Annotated in this window: 20 protein-coding genes; 18 read left to right on the forward strand and 2 right to left on the reverse strand. The window is 47.5% G+C overall.

Features of this window, described 5'->3' with window-relative positions:
- Nucleotides 1-103 precede the first annotated feature (103 nt).
- The 3 genes from FBAL_RS05490 (at nucleotide 104) to FBAL_RS05500 (ending at nucleotide 3,021) form a co-directional block, all read left to right on the forward strand.
- Complete coding sequence (locus FBAL_RS05490; RefSeq protein ID WP_013344579.1) at nucleotides 104-868, forward strand: MlaA family lipoprotein; 765 nt, start codon at nucleotides 104-106, stop codon at nucleotides 866-868.
- Nucleotides 869-908: 40 nt separating this feature from the next.
- Nucleotides 909-2,027, forward strand: coding sequence for a response regulator (locus FBAL_RS05495; protein ID WP_013344580.1), 1,119 nt, complete (start codon nucleotides 909-911; stop codon nucleotides 2,025-2,027).
- 472 nt (nucleotides 2,028-2,499) lie between these two features.
- A complete protein-coding gene (locus tag FBAL_RS05500) occupies nucleotides 2,500-3,021 on the forward strand; it encodes an REP-associated tyrosine transposase (RefSeq protein WP_013344581.1) in 522 nt (173 codons plus the stop codon).
- A gap of 174 nt (nucleotides 3,022-3,195) precedes the next feature.
- Here the strand turns inward: FBAL_RS05500 and FBAL_RS05505 are convergent, their stop codons facing one another.
- Nucleotides 3,196-4,701, reverse strand: coding sequence for a peptide MFS transporter (locus tag FBAL_RS05505; RefSeq protein WP_013344582.1), 1,506 nt, complete (start codon nucleotides 4,699-4,701; stop codon nucleotides 3,196-3,198).
- 426 nt (nucleotides 4,702-5,127) lie between these two features.
- On the opposite strand from FBAL_RS05505, the gene rfaH reads away from it, so the two are divergent.
- The 15 genes from rfaH (at nucleotide 5,128) to FBAL_RS05565 (ending at nucleotide 20,955) form a co-directional block, all read left to right on the forward strand.
- Nucleotides 5,128-5,619, forward strand: coding sequence for a transcription/translation regulatory transformer protein RfaH (rfaH, locus tag FBAL_RS05510; RefSeq protein ID WP_013344583.1), 492 nt, complete (start codon nucleotides 5,128-5,130; stop codon nucleotides 5,617-5,619).
- Nucleotides 5,620-5,885: 266 nt separating this feature from the next.
- A complete protein-coding gene (locus tag FBAL_RS05515; protein WP_013344584.1) occupies nucleotides 5,886-8,699 on the forward strand; it encodes an SLBB domain-containing protein in 2,814 nt (937 codons plus the stop codon).
- Between the two features lie 57 nt (nucleotides 8,700-8,756).
- A complete protein-coding gene (locus FBAL_RS05520; protein WP_013344585.1) occupies nucleotides 8,757-9,716 on the forward strand; it encodes a Wzz/FepE/Etk N-terminal domain-containing protein in 960 nt (319 codons plus the stop codon).
- A gap of 10 nt (nucleotides 9,717-9,726) precedes the next feature.
- Nucleotides 9,727-10,803, forward strand: a complete 1,077-nt coding sequence (wecA, locus tag FBAL_RS05525) for a UDP-N-acetylglucosamine--undecaprenyl-phosphate N-acetylglucosaminephosphotransferase (RefSeq protein WP_013344586.1) — start codon at nucleotides 9,727-9,729, stop codon at nucleotides 10,801-10,803.
- Nucleotides 10,804-10,966: 163 nt separating this feature from the next.
- On the forward strand, nucleotides 10,967-12,184 hold the full coding sequence (locus FBAL_RS19860) for an oligosaccharide flippase family protein (protein WP_013344587.1): 1,218 nt from the start codon (nucleotides 10,967-10,969) through the stop codon (nucleotides 12,182-12,184).
- Nucleotides 12,184-13,317 carry a hypothetical protein gene (locus FBAL_RS20180; RefSeq protein ID WP_013344588.1) on the forward strand — a complete coding sequence of 378 codons (1,134 nt, stop codon included), beginning with the start codon at nucleotides 12,184-12,186 and terminating at the stop codon, nucleotides 13,315-13,317. Before FBAL_RS19860 ends, FBAL_RS20180 begins: the two co-directional genes overlap by 1 nt.
- Before the next feature lies 1 nt (nucleotide 13,318).
- Nucleotides 13,319-13,993 carry an RIO1 family regulatory kinase/ATPase domain-containing protein gene (locus FBAL_RS19865; RefSeq protein WP_013344589.1) on the forward strand — a complete coding sequence of 225 codons (675 nt, stop codon included), beginning with the start codon at nucleotides 13,319-13,321 and terminating at the stop codon, nucleotides 13,991-13,993.
- Nucleotides 13,990-15,156 (forward strand): O-antigen polymerase, encoded by a 1,167-nt coding sequence (locus FBAL_RS05540; protein ID WP_013344590.1) that lies wholly within the window; start codon nucleotides 13,990-13,992, stop codon nucleotides 15,154-15,156. The genes FBAL_RS19865 and FBAL_RS05540 overlap by 4 nt, the downstream gene beginning before the upstream one ends.
- Complete coding sequence (locus FBAL_RS20185; protein ID WP_013344591.1) at nucleotides 15,146-15,967, forward strand: glycosyltransferase family protein; 822 nt, start codon at nucleotides 15,146-15,148, stop codon at nucleotides 15,965-15,967. Before FBAL_RS05540 ends, FBAL_RS20185 begins: the two co-directional genes overlap by 11 nt.
- Complete coding sequence (locus tag FBAL_RS19870) at nucleotides 15,964-16,677, forward strand: glycosyltransferase (RefSeq protein ID WP_013344592.1); 714 nt, start codon at nucleotides 15,964-15,966, stop codon at nucleotides 16,675-16,677. The genes FBAL_RS20185 and FBAL_RS19870 overlap by 4 nt, the downstream gene beginning before the upstream one ends.
- Nucleotides 16,678-16,688: 11 nt before the next feature.
- Entirely contained in the window at nucleotides 16,689-17,567 is an 879-nt protein-coding gene (gene rfbA / locus FBAL_RS05545) for a glucose-1-phosphate thymidylyltransferase RfbA (protein WP_013344593.1), read from the forward strand.
- A 21-nt stretch (nucleotides 17,568-17,588) separates the two neighbouring features.
- Nucleotides 17,589-18,134, forward strand: a complete 546-nt coding sequence (rfbC, locus tag FBAL_RS05550; RefSeq protein ID WP_013344594.1) for a dTDP-4-dehydrorhamnose 3,5-epimerase — start codon at nucleotides 17,589-17,591, stop codon at nucleotides 18,132-18,134.
- Between the two features lie 12 nt (nucleotides 18,135-18,146).
- A complete protein-coding gene (gene rfbD / locus FBAL_RS05555) occupies nucleotides 18,147-19,058 on the forward strand; it encodes a dTDP-4-dehydrorhamnose reductase (protein WP_013344595.1) in 912 nt (303 codons plus the stop codon).
- Nucleotides 19,059-19,084: 26 nt separating this feature from the next.
- A complete protein-coding gene (rfbB, locus tag FBAL_RS05560) occupies nucleotides 19,085-20,182 on the forward strand; it encodes a dTDP-glucose 4,6-dehydratase (protein WP_013344596.1) in 1,098 nt (365 codons plus the stop codon).
- A gap of 29 nt (nucleotides 20,183-20,211) precedes the next feature.
- Nucleotides 20,212-20,955, forward strand: coding sequence for a glycosyltransferase family protein (locus FBAL_RS05565; RefSeq protein ID WP_216086806.1), 744 nt, complete (start codon nucleotides 20,212-20,214; stop codon nucleotides 20,953-20,955).
- A gap of 52 nt (nucleotides 20,956-21,007) precedes the next feature.
- Here FBAL_RS05565 and FBAL_RS05570 read toward each other — a convergent pair whose 3' ends face one another.
- A complete protein-coding gene (locus FBAL_RS05570; RefSeq protein WP_013344598.1) occupies nucleotides 21,008-22,162 on the reverse strand; it encodes a right-handed parallel beta-helix repeat-containing protein in 1,155 nt (384 codons plus the stop codon).
- Nucleotides 22,163-22,447 lie beyond the last annotated feature (285 nt).

Here is a 22,447-nt window from a genome sequence, read left to right on the forward strand (position 1 = left end):
CATGCAGATGATAAGCTTGTAAATTCTTTCGAGTGAAGCGGTTGATCCATTGGTGCTTAGTCCCCATATCGACCGAATACACGGAATTCTTGAGGACGTTTGGGTGAATAAACGGATGTTGCCGGTCAGTTGCCTGCTGGCCTCTTTGTTGGCGCTGCCACTGATGGCCAGCGCCGAAGAGGCGGTGGAACTGGAGGTCAGCTACAAGGACCCGAGAGATCCCATTGAGCCCTTTAACCGCTTGATGTGGGACTTCAACTACCTGTTTCTTGACCGTTACCTGTTCCGGCCGGTGGTTCACGCTTACGCCGATTATGTCCCGACGCCTGCACGCGATGGCGTTGAAAACGTGGTGCGTAACCTTGATGAGCCCTTCAGTGCCGTCAACAACCTGCTGCAGGCCAAGCCGTACTGGGCAGCGAACGCCACCGCCCGTTTTCTGATCAACAGCACGTTTGGTGTCGTCGGTATCTTTGATGTGGCAGGCCATATGGGCCTGCCGCGAAAACAGGATGAATTTGGTGAAGTGCTCGGTTACTGGGGCGTGCCCAACGGCCCCTATCTGATGTTGCCGGTGCTCGGCCCCAGTTCGGTCCGCGACGAAGTGGGGGATTACGTCGATAAACTATACTTCCCCCACAGTTTGTTTAATTTCTGGCAGCGTGCCGGTGTCTGGGCTCTGGATGGGCTTTCGGTACGCAGCAAACTGATCGATCAGGAGGCGCTGCTGGATAACGCGTTGGATCCTTACGTATTTACCAAGGAAGCGTATTTCCAGTACATCGAGTACCAGCTGTATGACGGCAATCTTCCGGAACAGGAAGAAGAGGACGATCTGCTGGAAGACTATCTCGACGAGATCGATTGACCTTCATAACGATAACAACGTGAATTGAGGCGGTTAAGCGATGCAGCTGGATGGGCTTAAGGTGCTTGTGGTCGAGGACGACCCGGTGTTCCGTCAATTGGTCAGCGACTACTGTTCGCAGATAGGGCTGACCGTTTCGGGGGCAGAAGATGGCCAGGAGGCACTGGAGCGTTTCCACGACGTTCAGCCTGATCTGGTTTTGGTGGACCTGTGCATGCCGCGCATGGGCGGGTTGGAGTTGCTGAAAGTGATCTCGCGGATGGCACCGGAGATCCCCAGCATCGTCATCACCGGCAATAAGGCAATGTCCGACGTGGTTGAGGCGCTGCGCCTTGGCGCCTGGGACTACCTGATGAAGCCGCTGGCTGATCTGGCCGTGCTCAAGCAGGCGATCATCGACTGCCTGCGGGAAACCGGTGATGTGCCCGCGGCCGAACAGCCCAGCATCCCCGGCTGGGAAGACCCCGGCCAATCCATCGAGATGGCTGACAACTTTGAAGCCATCAAGCACGATACCCAAACCGCCTCCCTGATCCAGGCCCAACTCTTCCCCGCCTCACGCCAATCCCGCAAGGGGTATGACTTTGGCTACAACCTGTTTAAGAGTGAGCCGGTCAGTGACCGCCTGTGCGACGGTTTTGAGTGTGGCGAGCACTACTACTGCGCCTATCTGGCCCGGGTGCATCCCGGAGGCAACCTGGGCGCGTTTGTCAGCGTGATCATCCGCAGTTTCTTCAATCAGAAACTGAAGCGATACCGCCAGGGGGGCAGCGAAGCGATTCTGGAACCCTATGCCATGCTGGGCTATCTCAACGAGCAGCTGGTGAAGTCCGGCCTCGGTTGCACCCTCGACATCGCCTATCTGGTGTTTGACCAGCGTACCCGCCGGGTGGCCATTGGCCGCGCCGGCAACCAGATTAAGGTGTACCTGCGTTCCGATGACCTGCTGTCGCCGCTGGCACTGCCACAGAGCCCGCCCATTGGCCAAAGCAGTTGGGGCCAGCCGAACTGCCACTACCGTGATCTGGGCGCTGGTCAGGCCCTTGTCTTGCTGGAAGGGGCAAACATCGCCCGTGACAGCCTGATGGCGGAACAGTTCTCCGGCCTGCAGGATGATCTGCACGCGGGCGCCTGTCTGCAGCTGAAAAGCTCCGCCTGATTGTCCCTTCTCCCTTCTCCCTTGTCCGTAGCGTGGGCTTTCAGCCCGCGGCTTAGGTGAATTGAACTTCCCACAACCCGTGGGCTATAAGCCCACGCTACGGTTTAACGACGCCGCTTCGTAGCGTGGGCTTCCAGCCCACGGCTCAGGTTCACTGAACTTCCAACAACCCTTGCGCTATGAGCTTACGCTACGGTTGAACGACGCCGCTTCGTAGCGTGGGCTTTCAGCCCGCGGCTTAGGTGCACTGAACTTCCGACAACCCTTGCGCTATGAGCTTACGCTACGGTTGAGCGATTCCGCTTCGTAGCGTGGGCTTATAGCCCACGGCTTAGGTGGCCTGAGCTCTCGATGGCCTGCTTCGTAGCCTGGGCTATAAGCCCTTGAAAGTTAGCCGCCCATTCCCCCGTTTGGTCACGCTCTCTTGGTACTTCCCATGAACCCGGTTAACTCTGGGCTTGGAGGTGAGTGTATGAGCTATCGGCGAGTTCGAATTGCCGGTGCCACCTATTTCCTGACCATCGCTTTACGTGATCGGGATTCGGCATTATTGCTAGAGAATGTTGTGGTCTTGCGCCGAACCTTGCGACAGGTAAAGCACCGTTATCCGTTTCATATCGATGCCATGGTGGTGCTTCCTGACCATATTCATGCAATCTGGACAATGCCGAAGGGGGATGTGGATTATTCGAAGCGGGTCGGAATGATGAAAGCGCAGTTCTCGAGAGCACTCCCGCAGTCAGAATATCGTCGTGCAAGCCATAAGCAAAAAAGAGAGAAGGGCATTTGGCAAAGGCGGTTTTGGGAGCATTGGGTCCGAGGTGAGGCGGATTTCAGGGCGCATGTCGATTACATCCACATCAATCCCGTAAAGCATGGCTTGGTATTGCGCGCCTGTGACTGGCCATACAGCAGCATCCATCGATACATCCGGGACGGTTTTTTGCCGGAAGGTTGGGCAACCGACATGCCCTTAAAGGACGAAGACCGATGACGCTTAGGTAATTGGATTCGTGGTTTTGCTTCGTAGCGTGGGCTTTTAGCCCACGGCTTGGGGGCGCTGAACTCATTACGGCCCGTGGGCTATAAGCCCACGCTACGGCTGAATGGCCAGTAACCAAACACAAAAAAGCCCGGGCAATGGCCCGGGCTTTTTCTGTGCGTTCGATTAGGAGCGCGGCATGGCTTCGTGATCAGCGGTCACGGCCACTTCCTCTTCCAGCACTTTGTCTTCGGACTTCTGCTGCGGGCCTTCGGCGCCGTGCATCCAGTCAACCAGCTTGTCTGCCATGAAGTACAGAATCACACCGGAGATGGCCGCGGTAATCGCGATGCCACCGAAGATGGAGAGGGCGTTGGCCAGCTGCTCTTCCTTCTCGCCACTGTGGCCGATGAAGGAACCCACGATGCCAGCAATCTTGTTGGCGGCAGCGATAAACAGGAACCAGGCACCCATCATCAGGGAGGCGATGCGCAGCGGAGCCAGCTTGGTCACCATGGACAGGCCAATCGGAGACAGACACAGCTCACCCATGGTGTGGAAGAAGTACGCGCCTACCAGCCACCACATGGAGGACTTGGCAGTCGGGTCACCACCCATCTCAACCACAGCACCGATCATAAATACGAAGCCAACGGCCAGCAGGAACAGACCCATGGCGAATTTCACCGGGGAGTTTGGCTCTTTGTCACCCATGCGCACCCACAGGGAGGCAATCACCGGGGCGAATACCACGATGAAGATGGCGTTCAGAGACTGGAACCAGGTGGTCGGGACTTCCCAGGTGCCGATGGTACGGTCGGTGAACTCGTTGGTGAACAGGTTCATCAGACCACCGGCCTGCTCGAAGCCGGCCCAGAAGATGATGGTGAACAGACCCATCACCATGATCACCTTGATGCGGTCACGCTCTTTGGCGGTCAGCGGCTCTTTCTTGGCGCTCTTCTTGTTGGCAAGGTCTTGCTTGGCGGCGGGCACATTACCGATGTCACCCAGCAGGCGCTGAGCCCAAACGGCCTGGATGATCAGGGAGATCACCATACCGATACCGGCCAGGATAAAGCCTGCCTGCCAGTCGTTAACGAACACTTCGGCACCGTCGATAACCTGAGTGCTACCAAAGGCCTTGTAAGCCCAGGCAACCAGGAAGCCAGACAGGGCGGCACCGACGTTGATGCCCATGTAGAAGATGGTGAAAGCACCGTCACGGCGGTGATCGCCTTCGTGGTACAGGTCACCCACCATGGTGGAGATGTTCGGCTTGAACAGACCGTTACCCAGGATCAGGACACCCAGGCCCAGATAGAACACCTGGGTTTCCATACCAGGAATCCAGGTGTGCGGGGTACCCAGCAGGAATTGACCGATGGCCATCATCGCGCCACCAATCATGATGGCTTTGCGCTGGCCCAGAACGTTATCGGCCAACCAACCACCGATCAGCGGAGTCAGGTATACCAGGCCGGTGAAGGTGCCATACAAAGAGAGGGCATCAGCTTGGGTCCAACCCAGGCCACCGCCCCCTTCAGTACTTACACGGTCTACCAGATACAGCACCAGGATGGCGCGCATGGCGTAGTAACTAAAACGTTCCCAGAGTTCAGTTGTGAACAGCAGGAACAGCCCTTTGGGGTGACCAAGAAAGGTCCCGGCGTCTGGCTTGCTTGCGCTCATGAATGTTGATTACCTTGCGTCGTTATTATGGCCCTCTGCCGTTTTTTCCATTGACGGTAATGACTTGGCAAGGCAGTTGGGACTGTAGTGCGCAGGCCAACTGCATTGCCACCACCAGTGAAATCAAAGCTCGGCAGGGGAATGTGAACCCACAAGTTCTATCCCGATGTGGATCCGATGTCAATTTCACCGCAACGATGTTCATAAAATCGACGTAAAGCTAGATTGCTTCGGCGTTTGTAAGCGATCTCTCACAACGGCGTACCATTCCTGTACGGTTGAACGTACATTTCATTCAAATCCCGTCGGAATCTGGCCATTCATTCAGGCGTTCGCTTGCGGCAAACTTTGAGCTTGGTATCATTCAGCGTCGGTTAAGATGACTGAAATTTGTTGGTGCTTAAGTTCTGAACAAGGTGGGCCTTTATGCTGGGTTGGTACTTGCTTTACTGCAAAGGAAAGAAAGAAGCCACTGCCCGGGCCTATCTGGAACAACGCAATCTCAGCTGCTTCCTGCCGGAAGCCGAGGTGGAGTGCATCAAGCGAGGCAAGCGCACACTGGTGACTGCGCCGCTGTTCCCCAACTACCTTTTCGTTCGGTTCGATCCCTTTCAAACGCCCATCACGACCGTGATGTCCGCACCCGGCGTGGCGTCGGTAGTGCGCACTGACGGCAAGATCGCCCCTATTGAAACCGCCATTGTGGTGGCCATTCGTGAGCGCCTGAAACGCGCTGCTGTCAGTTTGATGGATGCGCCAACGGCAGGGGATACGGTGGAGATCCTAGACGGGCCTTTCGCCAACCTGCAGGGGATATTCCGGGAACCGGACGGAGATAAGCGCAGCTTATTGCTGCTGGAGATCCTGGGGCAACAGAAGCCCATCTCCATGGAAAACCAAATGTTTCGTCGTCTTTGACGGCGGCAATCGTTATATTCGAAGAGCCGTAAATAAGTGCGCGAAGTGGTCAAACTCTGCTGATATTTCGTCGCTTATTGATGAGTTCTTTCAAACAAAATCGGTTTTGCGCGCATTGGGAGCGACACCCACGGGCGGAGCTGTATCTGACCGTCACCCCAAGCTATAGAAAATCGTAATACAATTATTACTTTATGGGTAAGTGTGCACTAACATCAATGGTTGGTACGCCTGCTCCTTTTGGTTTTACACTCACCTGGAACACCATGAAACGACACTTCAAACGCTGGATTTGGCCATTGATGGCCGCGCTGCCACTGATGGCATCGGTTTCCGCTCAGGCGGTATCGATCTCCCCGCAAATGATTGAGCAGTTCAAACGCCTGCCGGCTGCTGAGCAGCAACGTCTGGCCCGCCAATACGGCATTGACCCGGCTATGCTGGGCGGTGCCGCTTCAGGCAGCGCCGGTAACTTCCAAGAGCCGAATCAGCCTCTGGTGAACCCACGTGGCAATCAGCAGGTTCAGGAAGGTCAGTTCCCTGAAGAGGAACCGGTGAAGGTTGAAGAGGGCCTGAAGCCCTACGGTTATGACCTGTTTGCTGGTGAACCCACCACTTACGCGCCGGTCAGCGATGTCCCGGTACCGGCCGACTATGTGCTGGGCCCGGGCGATCAACTGCAGGTACAGCTGTTTGGTAAGGAGTCCTCCTCCCACACTCTTATCGTCAATCGTAACGGCGCGGTAGCGTTTCCGGATCTCGGCCCCATCCAGGTGGCGGGCCTGAGCTTCGCGGAAGCCAAAGCGTTGCTGATGACTCAGGTGAGCGAGCAGATCATCGGTGTGCAGGCGAGTGTCACCATGGGTGAACTGCGCTCCATTCGCGTGATCATCGCCGGTGATGCCTATCGCCCCGGCAGCTACACCGTCAGCGCACTCTCTACCGTTACTCATGCGCTGACCATGGCGGGTGGTCTGAAAGAGATCGGTTCCTTGCGTGATATCCAGGTGAAACGCAATGGTAAGCTGGTTGGTCGCTTCGATGTGTATGACCTGCTGATGCGTGGCGATGCCTCTGGTGATGTACGCCTGCAGTCCGGTGACGTGGTGTTTGTGCCTTCCGTCAAAGCGACGGTTGCCGTCGACGGTGACGTACGTCGTCCGGCCATCTATGAGCTGGCTGGCGGCGAGGATATGGCCGATGTGCTGGCGATGGCTGGTGGTGCCCTGCCGGGTGCCTACCCCGCTGCCTCTGTGGTTGAGCGTTACAATCAGAGTCACCAGCGCTCCATCGTCAATGTTGACCTGACCTCTGAGGCCGGCCTCAACATGCACGCCAAAGATGGCGACCGCCTGATGGTCCGTGCCACCACCAATGAACTGGATGGCGCCATTACCCTGGTGGGTCAGGTTGCCCGTCCAGGCCACTATCAGTGGCAGGACGGCATGCGCTTCTCCAACGTGATTCGCTCACTGTCCGCCGATCTGACCTGGAACAGCGATGCCAGCTATGCGTTGGTGATTCGCGAGATGAACCTGCGCGGTGACATCAGTGTGTTGGGTGTGGACCTGGCGGCCGCCGTGCGTCAGCCGCGCTCTGAAGCCGACATTCTGTTGATGCCCCGCGATAAGGTCATCGTCTTTGCCGAACGCGATGCCGCGCTGGACCGTCGTGATCTGGGCGCCCTGTTTATCGAGCTGGCCTCGGATGAGACCCTGCAGGCGATGACCCAGATGGAAGCCGACGAGCTGGATGCCGGTCTTGGCAGTCTGGAGCTGGCCCGACGGGATGAGCCCCAGCAGCCGAAGCCGACCCCGACGACGACTCAGCAGCAGACGGCTAATCAGCCGATCCAGCCTAACCCCAATAATGTGGTGGCGGGTGTCGTGATTCAGGAAGATCAGCGCAGCGACCAGCAGGCCCAGCTGCAACTGGCCAACAAGCTGAAATCGACCGTTCTGTTGGCGCTGTTCCAACACGACGAGCTGATTGCGCTGAGCCCCCAGCTGACCCGCAAAGAACTGCTGTTCCCGGTACTGGCCAAATTGGCCAACCAGGCACGCTACAACCAGATTGTTCAGGTCGTGGCGATTGAAGGTGAAGTCTCTCACCCCGGCCTCTACCCGCTGGTGGAGCAGGGCACCGTATCTCAGCTGGTGAGCCTGGCTGGCGGCCTGAAAGAGAGCGCCTACCTGACCCACGCCGAGCTGTCCCGCTCTCAGGTCAGCGACGCCCGCGGTTTCCGTATTGAGCATATGGACGTCAACCTGGCCGATGTGGTGTACGGCGACACTGCCGCCGACATTCGCCTTCAGGGCCGTGACCGTCTGAACGTGTTCGCCAAGCCGGACTGGCAGGATACCCCGACCGTTGAACTGCGCGGCGAGGTTCGTTTCCCTGGCATCTATGCCATCCAGCGTGGTGAAACCCTGGCGGACGTGATTGAGCGTGCCGGTGGCTTTACCGAATACGCCTACCCCTATGGCGGCGTATTTACCCGTGAGTCCATCCGCAAGCAGGAGCAGCTGGAGATTGCGCGCGTAGTGACGGGTCTGCGTAAGGAGCTGGCCAACCGTACCCTGTCTGAGCAAGGTAATTACGCCACGGTGGCCGACACCAACGCGATGCTGGCACAGCTTGAGCAGATTCAGGCGACCGGCCGTATGGTGCTGAACTTCGAAAAAGTGGTTGAGCGCGACCCGAAAAATAACCTGCTGGCAGAGCGTGGTGACCTGGTTTACATCCCTCCGATGCGCCAGACCATCGCGGTAATGGGGGAAGTTCAGCACGCGACATCCCACCGATTTGATGAGCGCCTGACCGTCAAGGACTACCTCAAGCTGTCCGGTGGCGCCAGTCAGCGCGCTGATGAAGATCGTCTCTATGTGATTCGTGCTGACGGTTCGGTGATGATCCCCAAGTCCAGCTTCTGGTTTGGCGGTGAACAGACATTGCGTCCTGGCGACACCATCATTATGCCGCTGGATACCAATTACAAAGATAACCTGACGTTGTGGAGCCAGATCACCGGCATCATCTACAACACTGCAGTGGCAATCTCGGCACTGAACATCATCTAATGGACTTAACCAACGCCGGTTCTTGAGTGACCGGCGTTTCTTATTCAAGTGAAGAATATGTCTGAACATCCCTCCAATTATCATCGTGATGCCCAGTTTGATGAACGTCTGTTACCTAATGATGAAATTGAGCTGCGGGAGTTGTTCTCTGCCATCTGGGCAGGAAAATGGCTGGTCATCGCGATTACCTCTGTATTCGTGGTGGCCTCTGTTGCGTTAGCACTTTACCTTCCAAATATTTACAAGTCTGAGGCATTGCTAGCCCCTGCCAGTAGTGAACAAGCGGGAGGATTGGCCGGATTGGCTGGTCAGTTTGGTGGACTGGCTTCGCTAGCTGGTATCAATCTAGGAGGCGGAGGTGGCGTTGATAAAACCACCATGGCGATGGAAGTGATGAAATCCCGCGAATTCATTAGCCACTTTGTGCAAAAGTACGAATTGTTGGCGCCCTTGATGGCCGCAAAGGATTGGGACGCCAATACGAATGAACTGGTGTGGGACAGCGATATCTACGATTCTTCAGCAAAGCAGTGGGTTCGAGCTCCCAAACCACCTCGTGGTGTCGAGCCCTCTTTACAGGAAGCTTATGAAGTATTCAGTGAAGTACTCCAGGTAAGTCAGGATAAACAAACCAGCCTGGTTAAGGTGTCTGTGGAGCACTACTCACCATACATCGCTAAGCAGTGGGTTGAGTGGCTGGTCGAATCAATTAATCAGGAGATGAAGGCCCGCGATCTACAGGAAGCCCAGCGTAGCATCGCTTACCTGGAAAATCAGTTGGCTCAAACACGAGTCGCTGAGATGCAAACGGTGCTCTACCAACTGATTGAAGAGCAGAGCAAAACCATGATGTTCGCAGAGGTGCGGGATGAATATGTTTTCAAAACCGTTGATCCTGCGATTGTGCCAGAACTGAAAGCTAAGCCCAGTCGAGCGCTAATCTGTGTATTAGGTACCATGCTGGGAGGTATGTTGGCAGTTTTCGTGGTGTTGATTCGTCACTTCGCGCGAAAGTAAGGAGGCTGATGTGGGTGATGTAACAACTGCAATTTCCAATATGGTATTCCCTGTTGTGTTTGCCTTTGCGGCCAGTTACGGCCTGATTCGGCTAGGAAAGCCGCTGGCAATTCACTTCGGCTTGGTCGACTTGCCAGGAGGAAGAAAAGAGCATAAGGGCGCGATACCGCTTATTGGTGGTATCGCTATTTTCTTGTCTGTACTTACCTCTTCACTGCTGTTCTTTCCCGCCAGTGAAACGCTCAGGATGTACTTGCTGTCCGCCATACTGATGCTGTTTATCGGTGTGTTAGACGATAAGTACGACTTGAAAGTGTCATACCGTTTGTTTGCCCAGGCATTTGCTGCTTCACTGATGATTTTTGGCGCAGGCGAATATTTAAAAGACTTTGGCAATCTTTTAGGTTTTGGTGTTATTGACCTGGGTTGGTTTGGCCCGGTAATCACATTGATTGCTGTTATCGGAGCCATTAATGCTTTTAATATGGTAGACGGTATAGATGGTTTGGCGGGAATGCTAAGTATAATCAGTTTTTCCGCGATTGCTGTGTTGATGGCGATGGCTAATAACCCGTGGTTTATGTTGCCACTGCTCTATATCGCTGCTATTGGTGCCTACCTGATGTTCAATTTGGGCTGGCCCAAGGGAAAGCTACGCAAGATCTTTATGGGTGATGCCGGTTCCATGGTGATTGGCCTCACCATTGTGTGGCTGCTGGTATTGGGCAGTCAGGGGGAAAGCCGCGCATTTTCTCCAGTGATTGCACTCTGGGTGATTGCCATTCCATTAATGGATATGGCTGCGATCATGTATCGCCGAAAGAAGAAGGGCCAAAGTCCGTTTAAGCCAGACCGTGATCACCTCCATCATATCTGTATGCGTGCTGGCCTTACACCACGAGGTGCACTGGGTTGGATTAGTGGTATCGCTATCTCGGTAGCTTCAATTGGTGTATGTGCTTATTTGATTAACGTGCCCGATTTCTTGCTTCTTCTCATATTTGTAATGATGTTCTTAGGATATAGCTACGCTATCCAGAACATCTGGAAGCTGGTTACCTGGGTTAGATCCTCGAAAACTCAATAAGCAGAAACTCTATTACATCAATGATCAAATCTAATTAAGCGCCTATATTGGTACGGTACAGCAATCAATATGTATTATATTAGCGTGTTTAATATTGATTCGGATTCTAATGTAAGAAAAACCAAAGACCGTTGCTAAAGTCTATAATGCCAAATTGAACCTGATGCGATTTATTATATCTTTTCTCGTACGATCTTGTGGATTGGGCGCAGGGTTTATCCTTAGCATACTTCTGGCGAGAACATATGATAAGGAAGTGGTTGGTGGATTCTTCCTATTTGTTCAATTAGTTACGCTTTGTGCAATGGTAATGCGGTACGGAAGCGATAACTCCCTACTAAAGTTATCTCAATACTTTAGTAGGGAAGATAAGGTCAGCGTATTAAAATTATCATCTCAGTATGCATTAAGAATAATAATACCGTTTTTAGTGTTTTTGCCATTAATCAATTACTTCTGGTTTGGCAACAATATTGAGTTTGTGCTGTTGATAATAGCATGTCTATTACCCTATTCATTTATTCAGTTCTCTGGTGAGTACCTGAAAGGAATTGGCAATCAAAACAACGGGATAATCCTACAAGTCGTATTAATACCAGTATTAATGTTGTTTTTGGTTTCCTTTTTTCCAAACCGGCCGGAAATTCTATACACGATATGTGTATTAATCTGCTTTATTGCTTCTGCTCTTGGTTGGAGAAATTATAAAGAACCAAAAGTCTTTACTCGTGGTAATTTACTAGAAGAGTATCAAAAAGGCTTATCTGCCTACTTTTATGTCAGCGTCTTGAATGTAGTTATTGCGACAATGGATACTATTATGATTGCCATTGTCTCTACAGCTGATTCAGTAGCAGAGTATAATATAGCGAATAAGGTGGCATTAATATCCTCGGTTGTTTTAGTTGTTGTAAACGGATTGATTGGACCGATATTTTCATCATTGTGGAATGAAGGAAAACAAGAAGAGCTGGTCAAAAAGTTCACGTCGATAACCGGGTACATGATGCTAATAGCCGTAGCCATATTTACGCTTGCAGTTGGCTTTGGGCGAGAGTTTCTTATTGCTTTTTTCGGTAGTGACTACGAATCTAGCTATACACTCCTGGTTGTACTCTCCTTTGCACAGGCGGTTGTATTGGCCACTGGGCCTGTCGCATTCCTATTGATGATGACTGGGCATACTCAGTACCATAGACGATCATTAAATATAGCCATTGCATGTAATGTAACGCTCAATCTTATATTAATTCCGCTCTATGGTGCGATTGGCGCTGCGTGGGCAACATCAATATCATTGATTCTAAAAAATATATATAGCCTTGCTATGGCCAACCGGATTTTTAAAATGACTGATTTAATTTTTGGAAAAGTAAGATAATGAGCAAAGAATTAAATTTGGTAATTGTTTGGGAACATGGAAGAACAGCTCAAGAAGAGATCATTGAGGACCTAAACAAAGATTTTAAAATTTGTGAAGTGCTAGAGGTGAGCTGGAGTAAAGAAAAGTTCGCCAATAATCTGACCAGATTTTATGGACAAAAGTTACCAAGTGGCTCTCATAAAGAAAAGCATTGTGGCAATGGCAGCTTTATTCTTATTACTTTCATAGATGAAAATCCAGTCTATCATAACCGAGATACATCCAGGGGCCCTGAGTTAGTCAATACTAATGTTTTTGATAAGAAAACACTGTATCGACAGTGGACTGGTGGTGGACATAAAATTCATACCACGAATGGCAAACATGAGACCGCACATGATCTAATGCTTCTTTTAGGTCAGGAAGTTGATGCATACATCGAAAAATTTTCGCTGGATAGCCCTGCTGAATTATCCCCGAATGCAATTGAGCGTGACTTAGAGGGGGCATCAGGCTGGAATAGCTTTTCTCATTTATTTAGAACAGCTAATGCCTGTTCCAACTATGTGGTGATGAGAAACTTTGAAAATCTTCCAGATAGTTACTTAATCAATGATCATGGTGATATCGATTTTCTGGCCCAGAACGCAGTAGACTTTGCTTATATTTTGAATGCTAAAAAGAGCGTTAGACCATTTAGGCCGAATGCATATGTATTTTTCGTCAATGGGCAGGAAGTTCCATGCGATATACGAGAGGTTGGTGATGGCTACTACGATCGCAGCTGGCAAGAGAGTATTCTCTTTAATGCTACACGCTACAATGGCTTCTGCATTCCGAGTGATGATGACTATAAACCGATGCTAGCTTATCATGCATTGGTTCACAAAGTGAAAGTCTCCAAGGATTACGAGCATAAGTTAGATTTAGATCTAGAAGGTATGTTCAAGTTAGTGTCTAAGTTTCTTTCGGAACATAATTATAGTGTGACACTACCAAAAGATATTAGTGTTTATTTCCATTTTTCTAATTCAAGGGCTATTTCAAAATCAATATCAAGAGTTACAAAATATAATATAGCTGTTGTTAGAATTATTCGTCAGATCTTACTCGTCGATATAAGAGTTAAGCTTTCCAAGTTGATTAGATGAAATGTATCGAATTTATTATATATTCAGGGGTTTGGTAGGTTTTCTATTCTTATCAATAAATTTAAGAAAGAAAGGCTATTGTAAGGTTAGGCTTTTTAGAGTCTCATCATGGCATCATGGCGTAAATTATTATACTTGTCAGTCAAGAAATGGTGAGAAGTTTTTTATAAAATCCTCTGGAATATACTCGGCAGCAGAGCGAGAGTATCTCTGTTTGAAGAGAATAAGCTACATTACAAATAATCTTACGCCAGCCGTTTACCACTATATTGAGAGTGCTGTTGGTAGCTATGTAGTGATGCAATATCTAGAGGGTGAATCAGTTAGTCAGCTGAACGTAAGCAAAGAAAATTTCTTAAATTTTTCTGTGAAAGTGGTAGAAACTTTAGAAAAAGCAAAAATCATACATCGTGATATTCGACCAGATAATTTAATTGTATGTGATGAGCGGGTCATTCTGATTGATTTTGGGTGGTCAGTAATTGGTGATAATAACTTCGATGACAGTCGCCACCTTGAAAGCCTAAAAACGCTTGGGGGGAACTATAAGCCTGGCTTGTTAAAATGGAACGATGCCTATTCACTGTCAATAATTCAAAAAGAAATATATGGCTACAGCTTTGATTTGCAAAGTGACTTTGAATATTGCGTAAAGCACCATGGTGTTACAAATTGAAGTCGTTAAGTAAGACTGGTGATGGGATTCCAGCCGAACGGTTTTCTTTTATAAAGATCTTTATCTTCATTTTGATCTTTGAAGTCGTTGTCGGCGGAGGCGGAAGGTTGTTAGACATTGGCGCCGTTTCACCGCGGATGCTATTATTTTCATTGTCGCTTCTTTTGTCATTTCTATTGATTTTGATTAAGCTTAAAATCAATAGAAACTCTGTAATTATAACTTCGATATACTTTTTTTATATCGCATATTCATCTCTTGTTGGCGTCGCAAGGATGAATGATATAAATTTGATAGTCCAAGACGTAAAGCCATTATTGTATTTTCTTTTATTTCCATTTGTTTACTATTTCAAAGAAATATTCTTTAACCTGATATTTAGCGCGATAAAAATTGGTGCTCCTATTATGGGGGCGTGTTATCTAGTTGCCTTTTATTTACTTAATTCTGGTTTGGTTCCTTTCTCTGCCATTTATGTCATTAATGAAAGTGGAGAGTTTTTCTTTAGAGGAGAGTCTGCATTCGTTTATAAGGGATTTATCTATCTTATAATTGGATGCTTTCTTTATCTAATTGGTGACTCAAAATTACAAAAACTAATAGGATTGTGCCTTTTGGTTCCTATTTATCTTTTGTATACAAGGGGCTTTCTTATTTCCTTGGCGTTCGGTATTTTCTTTTTTTACTGGATTAGGAACCAAAGCCTAGATCGTATCAAGTTGTTTTTTGCGGCGCTGATAATGCCGATGCTTGTTATGTTATATATATCAGGTATCGAAAGAGGCGAGGGTGACTCTAAACGAATTAACGATTTAATATTTTTGTGGGATAGCTTTTCTGATGTTTCTACAATTATAGTTGGTAACGGATTTGGCAGTCTTATTTCTGGCAACTTAAAGATTGAAGTGGCGTTACTTGAAGTACTTTATAAGTCTGGACTAGTTGGTCTGGCTTTCTGGATGATTCTGATTTTCATCCAATTAATATGGTATCAACTAATTAAAGTTAAATGTATAGACGATCATGCTATGATTTCTATCGTTGTTATTCTCTATGTTCAGAGCTTATTCAACCCATATATAAATAACTCTATCGGAATGCTTTTCTTAATGGTTTCATTTTGTTATTTCGATCATAGGAAGAGTCAAACCGATGATAAATAAAGCTATATGTGTAGTTCTATATAATATTAACGCTAGCCAATCAAATACCATTACTTCATTAATTAAGAATGCTAGTGGGCTTAAAGAGTATCAGGTTTTCATCTACACGAATGGAAACTGCTTAATTGATGTTTCGTTTTCTTCTGATATAAGCGTGACGATCAAGAATAATTTTAATAATCTATACTTGGCCGAAAACTATCGAGATGCCTTATCCAAATGTGTTGATTTAAGTCTGGATTGGATAGTATTTCTTGATCATGATACTTCACTCACTTCTCAATTTTTTGAATCGTTAAACAATCAAATTCTTGAAAATAATGGAGAAGTCGCAATATATCCTAAGATATATTGCAAGGGCCAACAATTTTCGCCAAAAGAACTCCGTTTTGGCTTCCCGTTTAAGAATATTGATGCTGGTGAGCACTACCTGAAAGACTATGTGGCAATAAATTCAGGTTCTGCTTATCGAGTTGACTTCCTTCATAACTCAGAAGCTATTGATTCTAGATTCCCACTAGACTATTTAGACTATGTTATATGTAGTCATGTCACGCGATCTAGTAATTATAAAGTTTCAGTTTTAAATACTATAATCGATCACGATCTCTCCGTCAGTCATAATGAGAGAATTTCAGAATTTAGGGCAAATAGTATTTTGAATTCTGAAAGAGAGTTTTTCACTCATTTTAGAAGCCGTTTTGAAATACTACTATATAAGCTTGCCCTAGTAAAAAGGCTAATGAGATCTATCTTTGACAATAACTATCTATATTCTTCTTCAGATATAATTAAGTATATATTAAAGTGAAAATATCAGTATGTCTTGCAAGCTATAATGGTGAGAGATATATAGCCGAGCAAATTAATAGTATTCTTGGGTGTTTACGAGATCAGGATGAGCTAATTGTTTCTGATGATGGGTCTAGTGATTCAACATGGAATATTGTTAGTTCAATAAAGGATGTTAGAATTAGGCTTGTAGCTAGTAACTCTAGATCTGTTGTTGGTAACTTTAAAAATGCGGTTAGCGAAGCTAGTGGTGATATCATAATACTATGTGACCAAGATGATGTTTGGAAATCAGACCGTGTAAGTTCGATTCTAGAGCATCATCAAAATCATGGAGTAGTGGTTTGTAATGCGGAGTTTTGTGATAAGGAATTATCTCCGAAAGGTTATACCATATTTGATGTTTATAGGCCGACAAATAGTTTAATAAAGATATTCTATTCCAATATTTTTGTTGGATGCACCATGTCTTTCGATTGTAAATATAAAACCGTTTTTGAATACATGCCTAATAATACGCCAATGCATGATTGGTTATTAGGATTGATCGGCATGTATAAGAATGACGTCTTTTATGAGACGAGGCCTCTTTTTCTATTTAGAAGGCATGACCTTAATGCTTCGACGACTGGAAGTTTATCTGCACAAAAACTGTTCAAAAGAGTAAAGGACAGATTTGGGTTATTGTTAGGATTCATGAGAATCGTGACTTTACATCGCATTGATTAAAGAGAAACGTAATGAGAAAAGGTATTATTTTAGCAGGTGGTAGTGGAACCCGGTTATATCCGTTGACTAAGGTTGTTAGCAAACAGTTGATGCCTATCTACGACAAGCCGATGATCTACTACCCGATTGCTACTTTGATGGTGTCCGGCATTAAAGAGATTCTGATCATTGCGACTCCCGAAGAGTTACCTCGCTTTGAGGCCCTGTTGGGTGACGGCTCCGAGTGGGGGGTGCGCTTTGAATACGTTGCGCAACCGTCACCGGATGGCTTGGCTCAGGCTTTCTTACTGGGCGAATCCTTTATTGGTGATGATAATGTCGCGCTGGTTCTCGGTGACAACCTCTTTTATGGCCATGACTTATCTACCTCCTTGCGTCGTGCAGCCAACAAGGCTGAGGGAGCTACGGTATTTGGCTACCATGTAGCGGATCCGAAAGCTTACGGTGTGGTCGAGTTTGATGAAAATCGCAAAGCGATCTCCATCGAAGAAAAACCAGCGGTACCGAAATCTAACTACGCCGTGCCTGGGCTCTACTTCTTCGACCGCCGTGTTGTTGACTTTGCTAAGCAGGTGAAGCCCTCTGCTCGTGGGGAACTTGAGATTACCGATGTCATTGACGCCTACCTCTCACGTAATGAATTGGAAGTTGAGGTAATGGGGCGTGGTACCGCCTGGTTGGACACCGGCACCCACGATAGTCTGTTGCAAGCCGCTTCGTTTATCGAAACCATTGAGAAACGTCAGGGCCTCAAGGTGTGTTGTCCTGAAGAGGTGGCATTCCGGATGGGCTATATCGATGACGCGCAACTGCGAAAGTTGGCCATGCCTCTGCAAAAGAGTGGCTACGGCAAGTACCTGCTCGATGTGCTGGAAAGTACAGTTTTTTAACATTCGGATTCTGAGTGGACTATGAAGTTTATTAAAACCCATATTGCGGATGTCGTGATCATCGAACCGAAGGTTTTTGGTGATGACCGCGGCTTTTTTATGGAAACCTTCCGAACTGAAGAGTTTAACAAGCATTGCGCTGTCCGTGAGTTTGTTCAGGAAAACCACAGTAAGTCTGCTAAGGGCGTGCTGCGGGGTTTGCACTACCAGACTGAAAATACTCAGGGAAAACTGGTACGTGTTGTCAGCGGTGCCGTTTTTGATGTGGCCGTTGACATGCGCGAGTCGTCGCCGACGTTCGGACAATGGGTTGGTGTTGAACTGTCTGCAGAGAATAAACGCCAACTTTGGGTGCCTGAAGGCTTTGCTCATGGTTTCTACGTGATGACCGACGAAGCCGAGTTCGTTTATAAGTGCACCGATGTTTATAACCCCAACGCGGAAGTTTCTCTGCGCTGGGACGACCCGGCCCTGAATATTGAGTGGCCGATTACCGTGGAACAACAACCTTCGTTGTCTGGAAAAGATACCGAAGGGCTTCTGTTCAAAGATGCCCCGAAGTTTTAAGAGGGAGGGCACATGAAAGTTTTGGTTACTGGTAAGGGTGGACAGCTGGCCTACGAACTGTCTCAAACCCTGCCTGAAGGTGTTGAGCTGGTTAGTTTCTCTGCGCAGGAGTTGGACATCACAGACCGTGAAGCCGTCATTGCCCGGTTTGAAGAAGTGCAGCCGGATGTGGTGATCAATGCGGCTGCCTACACTGCGGTCGATAAAGCGGAATCTGATCAAAAGATGGCGTATGCCGTGAACGAGTCAGGAGCTGAAAATCTCGCACTCGCTTGTCGTCAGTGGTCTGCCAAATTGGTACACATCAGCACCGATTTCGTTTTTGACGGCCGCAGTACCACCCCTTATCAGCCTGAAGATGCGCCCAATCCGCTGAACGTATACGGGGCATCTAAACTTGCAGGTGACAATAAGGTCTCTGAAGTACTGGGTCAGAATGCGGTAATTGTTCGTACTGCCTGGGTGTATTCATGCTTTGGCAATAACTTTGTTAAGACCATGATTCGCCTGATGGCAGAGAAAGAACAATTGGGCATTATCTATGACCAGGTAGGAACACCGACCTGGGCGAAAGGGTTGGCTCAACTGAGCTGGCGTTTGGCTGAGCAGTTGGCCAGCGGAAACCTGCCAAGAGAAGAGGTGCCGGAACATCAGGCGCTGATGTTGCATTGGACCGATGCTGGTGTGGCATCTTGGTTTGATTTCGCGGTAGCCATTCAAGAGTTGGCGCTTGAGAAAGGACTGCTCGATAAATCTATTCCGGTACGGCCAATTCCTGCTTCGGCGTATCCAACTCCAGCTAAGCGCCCTGCATTCAGCGTGATCGATAAGTCACTGACCGAAACCACCACAGGAAAATGCACGATCCATTGGCGTGCTCAACTCTCTAACATGCTCGATGAGTTAAAAGCTCTGAGCTTGTAAGCCAGTCAAAGATAGAATTTGCACTCATGAAAAATAATACACTCTTGGTTACCGGTGGCGCTGGATTTATTGGCGCTAACTTCGTTCTTTACTGGCTGGAGCAGCATAAATCGGATCGCGTTATTGTTTTGGACGCGCTGACCTACGCCGGTAATCGCGCGAATCTGGAAGCGGTTGAAGGCAACCCGAATTTCCGTTTTGTCCATGGCGACATTTGCGATACGGCACTGGTGGAAAGTTTGCTTCGGGATGAAGGTGTGAACACGCTGGTGCATTTTGCGGCCGAGTCCCACGTTGATCGCTCCATCACTGGGCCGGATGCCTTTATTGAAACCAACATTATCGGCACTTACAGCCTGCTCAAGGCCAGTAAGAAGGTTTGGATTGATGAACCCAAGGCTGCCGGGCAGGTGCCTGTAGAGCACCGATTCCATCATGTTTCTACCGATGAGGTATACGGCACGCTGGAGAAGGACGAAGCGCCGTTCAAGGAAACCAACCAATACCAGCCGAATTCTCCGTACTCAGCAAGTAAAGCTGCTTCAGATCATCTGGTACGGGCCTACCATCATACGTATGGATTGGAGGTCACCACCTCTAACTGTTCCAACAACTACGGGCCATTCCACTTTCCAGAGAAGCTGATTCCGTTGGTTGTGACCAACATTCTTCACGATAAGCCGCTGCCAATTTATGGTGATGGCCAACAAATTCGGGATTGGCTGTATGTAGAAGACCATGCGCGTGGTATCGAGTTGGTTCTCAATCAAGGTCAGGTTGGTGAAAACTACAATATCGGTGGCCACAATGAGTGGGCAAACATCGATATTGTTAAACTCATTTGCATGCAAATGAACCAAGCGTTCAAGTCAAATCCTAAACTTATCGAAAAGTTCCCATTGGCAACCAATGCGGCAAAAGGATCGTCTGAAGAACTGATTGTTTATGTCACTGACCGTGCTGGTCATGACCGTCGTTACGCGATTGACGCCACTAAAACACAGAATGAGCTTGGCTACGAGCCGGTAGAGAGTTTCGAAACCGGTTTTTCTAAGACATTGCAATGGTATCTAGATAACGCACCTTGGTGGCAAGCTATCATCGATGGCACCTATAGAAAATAAAAGAATTTATTATGATATACGTGTCAACCGTGTCTCACGGACATGGCAAGTTGATATCCGATCTTCAATGTCTTTGTTCATTAAATAAATCCGATTCTATTCGGGTTGTCATTGTCGACAATGTTGGAGAGTCTGAGCTGAAAGAGTATTGTCAGTTGAATCAAATTGACTATATTTGTAATGACTCAGCAAAGGGGTTCGGAGAGAACAATAATCTTGCATTCGACTACGTTTCTAGTAAATACAACCCTGAAAGGAATGACAAGTTTCTTGTTCTTAATCCTGATGTGTGTGTTGAGGATGGCGTAATAATTGACTTGTCTAAGCAAATGGATGAGCTCAAGTCAGAAGTCGCAACGATTAATTTATTTAAGGATGATAGATATTCGGTCCCTGATAATTCTGTTAGGAAGTTTCCGACCCTATTAGACCTTTCTCGTTCTTTTGTTGGGTTGAAAAACAACACGATAATCGATAAGTCTAAGTTAAAGACTCCATCGGTTGTCGATTGGGCTGCAGGTTCATTTTTAATGTTTTCTTGTGAGCATTATCGGAGTCTTCAAGGATTCGATAGCATGTACTTTATGTACTGTGAAGATGTCGATATATGCTATAGATCTACTCGGGCTGGTATGCCTGTAACGATTTTCCCTGAACTGAAGGGCTTGCACCTGGCAAGTCATGCTAATAGAAATGTTTTTTCAAAGCATTTTTACTGGCATGTTTCTAGCGCCTTAAAGTTTCTCATGAGAAAAAATGGCATAGCGTTTTAGCTTTATGTCGGACAGCATGACTTGTTATTGGTCATGCTGTCCAGAGTTAACGCTATCGAATTATCCTTAAGTCGCAAGTTGACCCAGACTTTATCTCTATGTGACCAAGATCTGGAGTCGATTTTTCATCTGTGAGAGCTATAAACTCAACGTTGCCGACAGTAGCTTTTGTAATACCAGTATCTAATAATGCTTTAGTTTCTGATGTCCCTTCAAAACAGGAGTTTAGTGTGAATCTGGTTTGTTCAACGCCGGTCTCATATGTCAAGACTTCAGCGCTATAAGAGATAGAGTTCATGAAGCTTTCTGAGTTTAGGCTTTGAAAGTCTAGCGTTGAGTTTTTATAGTAGACATTGTTGAACGACGCCAAGCTTTCTCCAGAAGCGTTGTTCCCTATCTGGTTGAGAGCAAAGGTGTTATTACTTATGTTTAGGTACTCTGATATTGAACCGGTGTTGAGATCTGGAATTGTATTTTCAGAGTCTTTTGTGGATATTCCATTGTATCCGTTGGATAAGAAAAGGTTACGCCTAACTAAGATAGAGCGATTTGTTTTTAATTCGTAATCAATCAGCTGGATCCCATCACTACCGTTGGCCGATATAATGTTGTTCCTGATGTCAATAATAATTTCTTCATCATTGTCAGTAGGGTGAAGGCGTATTTCAATTCCATCATCTTTTGATCTTGATATGAAGTTGTTGTTGATGAGGGCGTTTGTGCTTTGATCTAGGTCGATGGCATCATCAAAGTTATCGTAGAAATTACTGTTTGATAACGTTAAGCTACCACCCTCCATGTCGATTCCATCAACAGTGTGGTGTATGATTACATCAGATATAAATAACTCCGAGTTTGAAGTTATTCCATCATCTGCATTTGTAACTGAAAGGTGAGAAATGGATATGTTCTCACTGTCGTAAATTGAAAACCCATAGTCTTCACCAGTGCTAATCACTACACTTTCACTGCTTTCTCCAATTATAGACAGGTCCGCTTTATTGTTAATGACAATGCTATCACTGTAAGTGCCAGAAGCAATTTTGATTTCATCACCTTGCGCTGAAGCATCAATAGCCTCTTGTATTGTCCGATAGTCCTGTGGAACTAACAACACTCTAGAGCCGTTGGCATGATCCTCACCTTGATCACAGCCAAGTAACAAAGGGAGTATGGCTAAGTATAATGCGTTTTTTGCGCTGCTCATCGTATTCTCCTTGGTTCACTATTATTTTAGTCCGTCGAAATGAAATAATATTGCTTTAGTATATTCAATATGTCTAGCGTTAGTGTATGAGTAATGGATGTTTTGGGAGTTTATTTTCTACTATAAACTCTCCTTAGAACGGCATGCGCATGAAAGCACAGGTATGCAATTAGTTATAGAATGCATCGAGTCGTTATCCAGAGTCGACTCCGGAGCATCTCCATTGGAATCATTTGAAGTAGCGCGGATAGATAGTGCCGTGCTGTGTGGCTTATTGTTTTTATG

This window comes from Ferrimonas balearica DSM 9799, assembly GCF_000148645.1.
Classification (GTDB): Bacteria; Pseudomonadota; Gammaproteobacteria; order Enterobacterales; family Shewanellaceae; genus Ferrimonas; species Ferrimonas balearica.